This is a genomic window from Streptomyces sp. NPDC057963, assembly GCF_042887155.1.
Lineage (GTDB): Bacteria > Actinomycetota > Actinomycetes > Streptomycetales > Streptomycetaceae > Streptomyces.
In genome coordinates this window covers 194618-205995 of record NZ_JBHVPX010000014.1, presented here as the reverse complement: position 1 = coordinate 205995, position 11378 = coordinate 194618, and the positions used below count along the sequence as shown (strand labels likewise).

9 protein-coding genes are annotated in these 11378 nt (G+C 72.1%); 3 read left to right on the top strand and 6 right to left on the bottom strand.

Annotated elements, in window-relative coordinates:
• The 5 genes from ACFVT1_RS29870 to ACFVT1_RS29850 all read right to left on the bottom strand — a co-directional run.
• A partial coding sequence (locus ACFVT1_RS29870) for a signal recognition particle receptor subunit alpha (protein ID WP_389800886.1) occupies positions 1 to 113 on the bottom strand: 113 nt, incomplete at its 3' end.
• 201 nt (positions 114 to 314) lie between these two features.
• Complete coding sequence (locus ACFVT1_RS29865) at positions 315 to 2774, bottom strand: [protein-PII] uridylyltransferase (protein ID WP_389800868.1); 2460 nt, start codon at positions 2772 to 2774, stop codon at positions 315 to 317.
• Positions 2775 to 2863: 89 nt separating this feature from the next.
• Entirely contained in the window at positions 2864 to 3202 is a 339-nt protein-coding gene (locus ACFVT1_RS29860; RefSeq protein ID WP_389800866.1) for a P-II family nitrogen regulator, read from the bottom strand.
• Positions 3199 to 4542: an ammonium transporter gene (locus tag ACFVT1_RS29855; RefSeq protein ID WP_389800864.1), complete on the bottom strand. Its 1344-nt coding sequence runs from the start codon at positions 4540 to 4542 to the stop codon at positions 3199 to 3201. Before ACFVT1_RS29855 ends, ACFVT1_RS29860 begins: the two co-directional genes overlap by 4 nt.
• 367 nt (positions 4543 to 4909) lie before the next feature.
• Entirely contained in the window at positions 4910 to 6385 is a 1476-nt protein-coding gene (locus ACFVT1_RS29850; protein WP_389800862.1) for a hypothetical protein, read from the bottom strand.
• A gap of 423 nt (positions 6386 to 6808) precedes the next feature.
• On the opposite strand from ACFVT1_RS29850, the gene ACFVT1_RS29845 reads away from it, so the two are divergent.
• Entirely contained in the window at positions 6809 to 7468 is a 660-nt protein-coding gene (locus tag ACFVT1_RS29845) for a bifunctional DNA primase/polymerase (RefSeq protein WP_389800860.1), read from the top strand.
• Between the two features lie 103 nt (positions 7469 to 7571).
• Here the strand turns inward: ACFVT1_RS29845 and ftsY are convergent, their stop codons facing one another.
• Entirely contained in the window at positions 7572 to 8783 is a 1212-nt protein-coding gene (ftsY, locus tag ACFVT1_RS29840) for a signal recognition particle-docking protein FtsY (RefSeq protein WP_389800858.1), read from the bottom strand.
• Between the two features lie 108 nt (positions 8784 to 8891).
• Here ftsY and ACFVT1_RS29835 point away from each other — a divergent pair, with 108 nt between their 5' ends.
• Positions 8892 to 10298 carry a purine-cytosine permease family protein gene (locus ACFVT1_RS29835; RefSeq protein WP_389800856.1) on the top strand — a complete coding sequence of 469 codons (1407 nt, stop codon included), beginning with the start codon at positions 8892 to 8894 and terminating at the stop codon, positions 10296 to 10298.
• 58 nt (positions 10299 to 10356) lie between these two features.
• A complete protein-coding gene (locus ACFVT1_RS29830) occupies positions 10357 to 11322 on the top strand; it encodes an LLM class flavin-dependent oxidoreductase (protein ID WP_389800854.1) in 966 nt (321 codons plus the stop codon).
• The last annotated feature ends 56 nt before the right edge of the window (positions 11323 to 11378 follow it).

Genomic DNA, 11378 nt, shown 5'->3' with positions numbered 1-11378 from the left:
AACGCGATACGGATCTCACGAGCCGTGGCATCGATGTCCGCCTCGGACAAGCGGCCCTTGCCCCGAAGATTCTTGAAAGTCGCGGCAAGGCGGTCAGAGAGAGTATCGAACACGGCGCTCGTCGGTCCTCAGGGTCGGGGGCGGGGCAGGTCGGTCGTCCCCAAGGGTATCCGGCCCCCCGGAAACGCGAAGCCCTCGCCCGCTTCTCATGGGCGGGCGAGGGTCTGTGGACCCGGCGACGGTGCTCGGCGCCGAGGGCCGGTGGACCCGGCGGCGGTGCTCGGCGCGGGGGCCCGTGGACCCGGCGGCGGTGCTCAGCCCAGCGCCTTCTCGACCTCCCGGGCCACCTCCGCCGCCCTCGCCCCGGGCAGCGGCTCCCCGTCCGGACCTGTGACGTAGAAGGCATCCACCGCGTTCGCCCCCAGCGTCGACACATGGGCGCTGCGCACCCGTACCCCGCTCTGTTCCAGCGCCCGGCCGATCCGGTGCAGCAGCCCCGGGGCGTCCTGGGCCCGCACCTCGATGACCGTCGCCAGCCGTGAGCCGGCCGCCGCGACCGTCACCCTCGGCGGCGGAGCCTTCACCCCGCGCCGCCTCGGGTAGGCCGCCTCGCGTTCGGCGAGGCGGGCGCGGATGTCGAGGGAGCCGTCCATTGCGCGTACGAGGTCGGCGCGGAGGCGGGTGGCCTGCGGCAGGGAGCCGTACTCGGCCGCGACCCGCCAGCTGAGCAGCAGCAGGTCGGCGGATTCGGGCTCGCCGAGTTCGGCGGGGAGTTCCACGGCGCGCAGATCGGCTGCTCGCACGGTGAGGCGGTGCAGGGCGAGGACACCTGCAGCGGCGGGCAGCACGCCGGGGCGGTCGGGCAGGGCGATGAGGAGCTCGACTCCGACGGGCTCCGGTCCGCCGCTCTCGTTCGGAGTCTCGGCCCGGGTGTGCAGGGCGAGGACAGGGCCGCCGGTCCGCAGGGCCTCGATGGCGAGGCGTTCCTGTTCGGCGCTCAGCGCGACGGGTTCCGGTTCTCCCGGGACCTGCCCGTCGAGCACGGCTGTGACCCGTCCGACGAGGTCGGAGACGAGGGAGGCGCGCCAGGTGGACCACGCGGCGGGCCCGGTGGCGAGTGCGTCGGCCTCGGTGAGGGCGTGCAGCAGCTCCAGCGTGGCGGTGGTGGAGACGGCGGCGGCGACGGAGCGGACGGTCGCCGGGTCGTCGAGGTCGCGGCGGGTGGCGGTCTCGACGAGCAGCAGGTGGTGGCGTACGAGGGTGGCGATGACGCCCACGTCGTGCTGGTCGAAGCCGATCCGGGCGGCCGTGTCGCGGGCGATGACCTCACCGGCGACGGAGTGGTCGCCGGGCCAGCCCTTGCCGATGTCGTGCAGGAGCGCGGCGACGAGGAGGAGGTCGGGGCGGCCGACGCGACGGGTGAGGGAGGAGGCGTGCACGGCCGTTTCGACGAGGTGGCGGTCGACGGTCCAGGTGTGGACGGGGTTGCGCTGGGGGCGGCAGTGGACGCGTTCCCAGTCGGGGAGCAGCCGGGTGATCAGCCCTTCGGCTTCGAGGGCCTCCCAGACGGGGACGGTCGCCTCGCCCGCGCCGAGGAGGGTGACGAGTTCCTCACGGGCCTCGGCGGGCCAGGGCACCGGCAGCGGGCGGGCGGTCGCGGCGAGGTGGCGTACGACGTGGCGGGAGAGCGGGAGTTCGGACTGGGCGGCCGCGGCGGCGGCGCGCAGGACGAGGGCGGGGTCGCGTTCGGGGCGCGCGGTACGGGCGAGGACGGCTTCGCCCTCGGTCTCGACGACGCCGTCGGCGAGCGGGGTGCGTTCCGGGGCCGCTGCCCTGCCGCCGCCCAGCATGGCGCGGAGCCGGGGGCGCACGGACCGGGCGCGGAGCACACGGTTGACTTCGCGCCAGGTGACGTCGGTGGCGTACGAGACGGTGCGGGCGGCCTCGTACACCTGGCGGAGCAGGGCGTCCGCGTCGAGGAGGCCGAGGGCGGCGGCGACCTGGTCCTGGTCCTGGAGGCCGAGGCGGTCGGTGGCGCGGCCGGTGGTGAGGTGGAGGGCGTCGCGGGCGTCGAGGAGGGTGCGACGGGCGTCGGCGAGGCCCTCGCGGGGGGCGTCGGCGACCCAGGAGGCGGCGACCGCGCGCAGGGCGGTGGCGTCGCGCAGCCCGCCGCGGGCCTCCTTGAGGTCGGGTTCGAGGAGGAACTGGAGCTCGCCCTGCCGGTCGGCGCGTTCTCGGCAGAGTTCGTGGAGGGCGGGGAGGCGTTTGGGGGCCTGGTTGCGCCAGTCGGCGAGGACCGCGGTGCGCAGGGCGGCGACGAGGCCGAGGTCCCCGGCGACGGGACGGGCGTCGAGCAGCCCGAGGTGGACCTTGAGGTCCTCGACGGCCGTTCTGCGGGCTTCGGCGGCGGTGCGCACGGAGTGGTCGAGGGCGAGACCGAGGTCCCAGACGGGGTACCAGATGCGATCGGCGAGGGAGGCGACGGCACCGGCGTCGGTGCTGCCGTCGTGCAGGAGCAGGAGGTCGAGGTCGCTGCGCGGGGAGAGCTCGCCCCGTCCGTAACCGCCGACGGCGACGAGCGCGGCGCCGCGGACGCCGGTCTGTTCGGTGGCGGTGGTGAACAGTGCGGTGAGCCAGTCGTCGGTGAGCGCTGCGAGGGCCGCGCGGCGCGGCGGCCCGGACTGCGCCTTCTCCTGGAGGAGGCGCAGCCGGGCCGCCGCGTAGCCGTTGGGTTCCGAGTCGTCGGATTCGGTGGTCACTTCGGTGCTCGTCACCCGGCTGCCTTTCGTTTCGGGACCGTGGGGCCCTGCCCGGTGGTCCTCGCGGCCGTCGGTCTTCCGGCGGCGGTCTTCGGGACCGTCGGTCAGAGGGCGTCCGGGCCGCGTTCGCCCGTCCGCACGCGAACCGCGGTGTCGACCGGCACGCTCCAGACCTTGCCGTCACCGATCTTGCCGGTTCGGGCGGCCTTCACGAGTACGTCGATGAGCTGTTCGGAGTCCTCGTCCTCGACAAGGACCTCGATGCGGATCTTGGGGACGAGGTCGACGGTGTACTCGGCGCCCCGGTAGACCTCGGTGTGACCGTGCTGGCGCCCGTACCCGCTGGCTTCCGTGACCGTGAGGCCCTGGATGCCGAAGGCCTGGAGGGCTTCCTTGATCTCGTCGAGCCGGTGAGGCTTCACGACTGCGGTGATGAGCTTCATGCGTGCACCTTCTTCGTCTGCGATGCTGCCGTCGCGGAGGCCGTGGTGCGCGGGGCCGTGCCGCCGCCCGCTCCGCTGAAGTCGTAGGCGGTCTCCGCGTGTTCGACCTGGTCGATGCCGGAGATCTCGTCGTCCTCGGCGACCCGCATCCCGATCGTCCGGTCGAGGAGGAGGGCGAGGAGCGCGGAGACGACGAGAGAGTACGCGAGGACCGCGAAGACTCCGACGGCCTGCTTGCCGAGCTGGTCGAGGCCACCACCGTAGAAGAGGCCCTTGGCGTCGGACTGGACGCCGCCGGTGGCGAACAGGCCGACGAGGAGGGACCCGGCGACACCGCCGACGAGGTGGACGCCGACGACGTCCAGGGAGTCGTCGTAGCCGAACCTGTACTTCAGGCCGACGGCCAGGGCGCAGAGGACACCGGCGACGGCGCCGACCCCGATGGCGCCGAGCGGGCTGACCGCGCCGCCGGACGGTGTGATGGCGACGAGGCCCGCGACCGCGCCGGAGGCCGCGCCGAGGGTGGTGAAGGAGCCGTGCCGGAGCTTCTCGTAACCGAGCCAGGCGAGCATCGCGGCGGCGGTGGCGACCTGGGTGTTGACGAACATGACCGCGCCGACGCCGTCGTCGTTGCCGAGCCACGAGCCGGCGTTGAAGCCGAACCAGCCGAACCAGAGCAGTCCGGCGCCGAGCATCACGAGCGGCAGGCTGTGCGGTCGCATCGGGTCCTTCTTGAAGCCGACACGCTTGCCGATGACGAGGATCACGCCGAGCGCCGCGGCTCCCGCGTTGATGTGGACGGCCGTACCACCGGCGAAGTCGATCACGCCGAATTCGAAGAGCCAGCCGCCCGCGCCCCAGACCCAGTGGGCCACGGGGAAGTAGACGACGGTGACCCAGAGCGTGATGAACAGGGCCCAGGAGGTGAATTTCACCCGATCGGCGAGGGCACCGCTGATCAGAGCGGGGGTGATGACGGCGAACATCAGCTGGAAGACGGCGAAGACGTAGACGGGGATCGTGGAGCCGTCCCAGAGCTGGGTGATGCCGATTCCGCTGAGGCCGACGTAGTCCGGGCTCCAGCCGAGAACGGATCCGATGTCGGTGCCGAAGGCGAGGCTGAATCCGTAGAGCACCCACAGGATCGTGACGATCCCGAGGCTGATGAAACTCATCATCAGCATGTTGAGGGTGCTCTTGACGCGGACCATGCCTCCGTAGAAGAAGGCCAGGGCCGGGGTCATGAGCATCACCAGGGCGGAGCAGATGAGCATGAACCCGGTGTTGGCGGCAGACAGTGTCGGGGCGTCTGCGGCAAGCGTCGTGATGCCTGGGGGCATCGGCGTCTCCTCGTCGTCGGTGCGGCCGCGTGCGGGCGGGTGAGCGGCACCACGTGCGGGACCACTGGGAAAAGGTGCGGGCCGGTTGTACGCCACGAGATTCACCCAGCACGGTTTCCGCCGATGCCGCACGGTGTTTCGCGGCAGTGACGAAGGGGTCCGGTGTGTTACGGCGCCATGAACCGGCGGTGGCGCGCCCGGGGCCGGGTCTACTCTGCGGCCGCGGCCGCACACGGTGCGCTGACGACTCTCCCGTACGGAAGCGGCAACGCGAACCGGCCACGCCGACCACCCGCTGACCTGGCGATGGGGGAGCCGAAGTCGGTCTGTTCTGGGTGGTCGTCGTGGCCGGGGCCGGGGGTGCCGTTCAGACCGCTTCGGCGGTTTCGGGCAGCTGCTCGGTGAGGAGATCGGTGAGCCTGGCGACCTCGGGAATGTCCCCAAAATCGCGGGCGGCGATGTCGACGGTCTTGCGGAGCCGGGTGTTGACCCGCTCGGAACGGATCTTCTTGGCGACGCGCAGCGCCTTCTCGGCCAGCACCGTGGACTGTTCGGGCTCGCGCTGGAGGAGGTGGACGGTGGCGAGGCCGATCAGGTTGAGTGCGTAGGACCGCTGGTGCTCGTCGTCCTCGCCGAAGAGCTGGACGGCTTTCGTCATCAGGGGTTCGGCGAGCGTGGCGTAGGTGGGGCTGCGGCCTGCGACGTAGGCGAGGTCGCGGAACGAGTGGGAGTTCTCGCCGTTGAGCTCGGCCTCCGAGAAGAAACGGATCCAGTCGGGCTCGGGCTCGCCGTCGATCCCGATGTCGTCGAAGGTGTCCTCGGCCATCCGGACGGCTCGTTTGCACTTGCTGGGCTGGCCCATGTTGGCGTACGCGCGCGCCTCCATCGCGTACAGCATGGCCTGGGTGCGCGGGGTGGCGCAGTCCCGGCTGCCGTACTGCGCGAGATGGATCAGTTCGAGGGCGTCGTCGGGACGTCCGAGGTGGATCATCTGGCGGCTCATGCTGGAAAGAACATACGAACCGAGCGGTTTGTCGCCGGCCTCTTTCGACGCGTGGAGCGCCAGAACGAAGTACTTCTGGGCGGTGGGCTGGAGGCCGACGTCGTAGCTCATCCAGCCGGCCAGCTCCGCGAGTTCGGCCGCGCAGCGGAAGAGCCGCTTGGCGGTGGCCGCCGGCTGCGGCTCCTGGAGCAGGTCGGTGACCTCGTGGAGTTGTCCGACGACGGCCTTGCGGCGCAGTCCGCCGCCGCACTGCGCGTCCCACTGGCGGAACATCGCGGTGGTGGATTCCAGCAGGTCGAGCTCGGGGTCGGAGAGCCGCGAGGGACGACGGGCCGTGGCGACCGGTTCCGGTTCCGCGTCTCCGCCGGCGGCGACGGGCACCAGCCAGCGCTGCATGGGCTCGATGAGGGCGGGGCCCGCGGCCAGGGCGAGCGAGGAGCCGAGGAAGCCGCGGCGGGCGAGCATGAGGTCGCTGCGGGAGAACTCGCTCAGCAGGGCGACGGTCTGCGGCCCCGCCCAGGGCAGGTCGACGCCGGCCACGGACGGTGACTGGTGCGCGGAACGCAGTCCGAGGTCCTCGACGGCGACGACGGAGCCGAAGCGCTCCGAGAAGAGCTCGGAGAGGATGCGCGGGATCGGCTCGCGCGGCTGCTCGCCGTCGAGCCAGCGCCGCACCCGGGAGGTGTCGGTGCTGATGTGGTGGGCGCCCAACTGGCGCGCCCGGCGGTTCACCTGCCGCGCCAGCTCGCCCTTCGACCAGCCGCTGCGCACGAACCACGAGCTCAATTGCCCGTTGGGGCGCTTACCGGCATTCGAATCGCCTGCGCCGCTGCCACTCACTGGAAGGCCCCCATCCCGCTGAATACTGTCGCGCGAACCATTACCAGAATGCCCTGAACCGATGCTGCCCATACGGGGGTTGCGCACGATCGAACAGGAAATCGGGTTGCCTTGGGCATACCCACGGGCGCACATACTTCCATGGTTCGCGTACCGACGGTAATCCTACGATCACCAGCCCGGCGAGGGCGATGACAGAAACGCCACCATTCGCCACCCCTTCGGATGAACACCGTCACCGTCCGGCGCGATTCACTTGACACACGACGATCAACAGTTGGCGCAGTGATGTACGACGGGGCGCGTGGACCATCTTGCACAACCCCGAGTGCGCCGGGCGCACCACCGATCGACAACGGCGACGGGCGTCACGGCTCTGCTCCTTGTCGTAACCACCGGTGAGTCGGACCCGTTGGAGGGGGCATGGGCTTCACGATCGGCGGCATCCGCGAGATGCGCACCGGCTCACGGCGCCGCGGCCGCGCGGCCGAGTGCACCGCAGTGGCCGAGTACACGGGACTGTGGGGCTGGGCCGTCGCGCCGGGAGCACGAACAGCGGCCGGCCGCTGTTCGTGCGGGGAGGCGCTGTGCCCCTCCCCCGGCGCCCATCCGCTGGACTTCGCCGCCGAGGTCCCCGCGGGGGCGAAGCTCGACACGGCGGCGGACGCCTGGGCCCAGGTGCCGGGCGCCTCGATGCTGCTGCCGGTGGGCCGCACCTTCGACATCCTCGATGTCGCCGAGGCTGCCGGGCGCCGGGCCCTGGTGCGCCTGGAGCGGATGGGGCTGCCGCTCGGCCCGGTCGCGGTGACACCGGCCGGGCGGGCGCAGTTCTTCGTCGCTCCGGGGGCCGCCGCCGAGCTCCCGCAGCTGCTGTACCGGATGGGCTGGGACGACGCGGACCTGGATCTGCGGGCGCTGGGGCCCGGCTGCCACATCACCGCCCCGCCGTCCGACGAGGGTGGTCTCGGCCCGGTCCGGTGGCTGCGCCCACCGGTGCTGGACACCGCGGCCGCCCCTCCTCAGGCGCGTCTGCTGCTGGGCACACTGGCGTACAGCTGCCATCGCGCGCCCCTCTGCGGCTGAGGACCTGCGGCTGAGAAAGCCGGGAGAGCCGAGAGAGCCGGCAAAAGAGCCCGACCGCAGCGGCATCGTGCGGTCGGGCTCTCCTGCGTACGCGTGGGGTGGTTCAGTCTCCGATCAGGGCGTCCACGAACGCCTCGGGCTCGAACGGGGCCAGATCGTCGGGACCCTCTCCCAGGCCGATCAGCTTCACCGGTACGCCCAGTTCGCGCTGGACGGCGACGACGATGCCGCCCTTGGCGGTGCCGTCCAGCTTGGTGAGCACGATGCCGGTGATGTCGACGACCTCGGCGAACACCCGGGCCTGCACCAGGCCGTTCTGTCCGGTCGTGGCGTCGAGGACGAGCAGGATCTCGTCCAGCGGCCCGTGCTTCTCGACGACCCGCTTGACCTTGCCGAGCTCGTCCATGAGCCCGGTCTTGGTGTGCAGCCGTCCCGCGGTGTCGATGAGGACGACATCGGCGCCCTCGGCGATGCCCTCCTTCACCGCGTCGAAGGCGATCGACGCGGGGTCGCCGCCCTCGGGTCCGCGCACGGTCCGGGCGCCGACACGCTCGCCCCAGGTCTGGAGCTGGTCGGCGGCGGCGGCCCGGAAGGTGTCGGCCGCGCCGAGCACGACGCTGCGGCCGTCGGCGACGAGCACGCGGGCCAGCTTGCCGGTGGTGGTGGTCTTGCCGGTTCCGTTGACGCCGACGACCATCACGACGCCGGGGGTGTCGACACCGCTCTCCGTCTTGACCGCACGGTCGAAGTCGGTGCCGAGCAGGGTGAGGAGCTCCTCGCGCAGCAGCGTGCGAAGCCCTTCGGGGGTACGGGTGCCGAGGACGCGGACGCGTTCGCGCAGCCGCTCCACCAGTTCCTGGGTGGGCGCGACGCCGACATCGGCGGTGAGGAGGGTGTCCTCGATCTCCTCCCAGGTGTCCTCGTCGAGATTGTCGCGGGACAGGAGCGTGAGCAGCCCCTTGCCGAGGGAGTTCTGCGAGCGGGCGAGCCGGGCGCGCAGCCGCACCAGCCGGCCGGCGGTGGGCTCGGGCACTTCGACGGCGGGGGCGGCGGGCGCCTCCGGCTCGACGGCCTTGGGTGCTTCCCCGGCGGGAGCCTCGGCCGAAGGAGCGCCGACCTCCTCGATGGTGCGGCGCGGTTCCTCGCGCGGCGTTTCGGCTTCCTCGCCGACATGGGGCTCGGCGGGAGGAGTGATGGTCGGCGTGCTCGACGGTGCCGGGGGCAGCTGCTTCTTCTTGCGGCTGCTGACCACGAGCCCGCTGATCACGCCGACCGCGACCAGGGCGATGACTACAGCAAGGATGACGAATTCCATAACCCACCCAGTATCAGCCACGGCCGCCCGCGTGGGCCGCCCCGAAGGATCGCCCCCGCATCCCTCGGGTGTTATGCACCCTTTGGAGGTAAAGGTACGATTCTGCCCGTGGAGACCCGCGGTCTGGACCCCGTCCCCGACAACGAGCGCACCGGCCGGGTCCGGACCCTCTTCCCCACCTGGGTCGGCGCGAACCTGACCGTGCTGCTGCTCACCATGGGTGCGGGGCTGGCCGCCCTCGACGGACTGAACTTCTGGCAGGTACTGGCCGTCGCGATCGTCGGCCCCGTCGTCAGTTTCGGACTGGTCGGCGCGGTCTCGATCGCGGGCAGCCGGGGCGGGGCTCCCGGCATGGCGCTCTCCCGGGCCGTCTTCGGCCAGCGCGGCAACCTGCTGCCCGGCGCGCTGATCTGGGTCGCCCGCTGGGGCTGGGAGACGGTGAACGCGGTCACCGGCACCTACGCCGTGCTCGCCGTTCTGGATCTGCTCTTCGGTGTCGCGAGCAGCACCACCCTGATCGTGGCGACCCTGCTCGCCTTCGTGGGAAGCAGCTTCCTGGTGTCGGGGCTGGGCGTACGCGCACTGCGGGTGTGCTGCACCTGGTCGGCGTACCTCTTCGGGTGCTTCAGCGTCCTCGTACTGATCCAGCTGATCGGCGGGGCCCCCTGGCACGCCGTCCTGAGCAGGCCCGCCGGGCCGACGGCGCTGATGATCTCCGGGGTCGGCACCCTGGTGGGCGGCGGGATCAGCTGGGTTCCGGCCGGGCCCGACTTCGCCCGCTATCTGCCGCGCACCGCGTCCGGCCCGGCCGTGGTCGGGGCGACCGTGGGCGGCGCCGGGGTCGTCTGCGTCCCGTTGGTACTGATGGGCGCCGTGATGGCGGTCGCCACACCGGGACTGGCCGTCACGCGTGACCCCGTCTCGTTCATCGGCGCCCTGCTGCCGGGCTGGCTCTCGGTGCCGTATCTGCTGATGACCGTGGCCGGCATGGTGCTGATCAACGCGATGTCGTTGTATACGGGCGGATTCACCGCGCAGACGCTGGGATTCGCGATTCCCCGCACGTGGGCGGTCGGGGCGAATGCCGCCATCAGCCTGCTCCTGGGCTCGCTGCTGATAATGACGGCGGCGGGCTTCATGGATTCCTTCGTCTCCTTCCTGGCGCTGCTCGCGGTGACGTTCTCGGCCTGGGTCGGAGTCTTCTGCGTGGATCAATTGCGGGGGCGTACATACGATCCGGCGGCACTCCTGGACACCACGCCGTCCAGCGCCTACTGGTACACGGGGGGCTTCGCCGTGCCGGCCGTGGCCGCGTGGGCGACGGGCCTGGTGGTGGGGCTGCTCTTCACCCGCGTACAAGGGCTCTCCGGCCCGTTCGCGGCCACCTGGATCGGGCGCCACGGACTGGGCTGGGCGGCCACGGTCGCCGTCTCGGCCGCGCTGTACGCGTCCCTGCCGCGGCCCGCCGGACGGGGCGGCGGCGGGCCCGGGGGCGACGCCCCCCTACACTTCTGACGCCACGTCAGCTAATGTCCGGCCTCGCCGAGTCCGCCCGACGAAGGGGACAAGCGCCATGGCCTTCACAGTGGTCCGGTTCAATCTCGTCGATCCCGACGCCACCCCCGAGTCGCTCTCGGCCCGCTACCGCGCCGCGCTGGAGATGGCCGCCTACGCCGACGAGCACGGCGTCGACACCGTGCAGACCGAGGAGCACCACGGCGCCGCCGACTCCTGGCTGCCCTCCCCCTTCGTCTTCGCGGGCGCGGTCCTCGGCGCCACCCGCAGGATCGCGGTCACCGTCTCGGCGATCATCGGCCCGCTGCACGACCCGCTGCGGCTGGCCGAGGACATCGCGGTCCTGGACCTGCTGAGCGCGGGCCGGCTGGTCACGGTGGCGGGGATCGGCTACCGGCCCGAGGAGTACGAACGGGCGGGCGTCGAATGGGGCAGGCGCGGCAGGCTCCAGGACGAGCTCCTGGAGACGCTGCTCCGGGCGTGGACCGGGGAGCCGTTCTCGTACCGGGGCCGTACGGTCCGGGTCACGCCGCGCCCGTACACCCGGCCGCATCCGCCGCTGCTGGTGGGCGGCAGTTCGCGGGCGGCGGCGCGGCGCGCGGCCCGGTTCGGGCTGCCGTTCTTCCCGAGCGCGCATCTGCCGGGGCTGGAGGCGTACTACCACGAGCGGCGGGCGGAGTTCGGGACGGACGGCTTCTGCTTGATGCCGTCCGCCGCGACGCCCCTGCTGCATGTGTCCGAGGACCCCGACCGGACATGGGCGGAGTACGGCGAGCACTTCCTGCACGAGGCGCGCACGTACGCCTCCTGGCAGTCCAAGGACATCCGCTCGGCCGTGCGGTCGGCGGCGGCGACGGTGGCGGAGCTGCGGGCCGAAGGGGTCTACCGGGTCGTCACGCCGAAGGAGTGCACCCGGGCCGCCGGGGAACTGGACAGCCTGGTCCTGCATCCGCTGTGCGGCGGGCTGCCCGTCGAGGAGGGGTGGCGCAGCCTGCGGCTGTTCTGCGAGGCGGTCGCCCGCTGACCCCGGACACCGCAGCGCCCCGGCTCGCGGGCCGGGGCGCCGGGTGGCCGGGGCGC

What these genes read in the sequence shown, in the direction of transcription:
- ftsY (WP_389800858.1), bottom strand. Translation starts at nt 8,783, where the DNA reads ATGGAATTCGTCATCCTTGCTGTAGTCATCGCCCTGGTCGCGGTCGGC.
- ACFVT1_RS29860 (WP_389800866.1), bottom strand. Translation starts at nt 3,202, where the DNA reads ATGAAGCTCATCACCGCAGTCGTGAAGCCTCACCGGCTCGACGAGATC.
- ACFVT1_RS29830 (WP_389800854.1), top strand. Translation starts at nt 10,357, where the DNA reads ATGGCCTTCACAGTGGTCCGGTTCAATCTCGTCGATCCCGACGCCACC.
- ACFVT1_RS29845 (WP_389800860.1), top strand. Translation starts at nt 6,809, where the DNA reads ATGGGCTTCACGATCGGCGGCATCCGCGAGATGCGCACCGGCTCACGG.
- ACFVT1_RS29855 (WP_389800864.1), bottom strand. Translation starts at nt 4,542, where the DNA reads ATGCCCCCAGGCATCACGACGCTTGCCGCAGACGCCCCGACACTGTCT.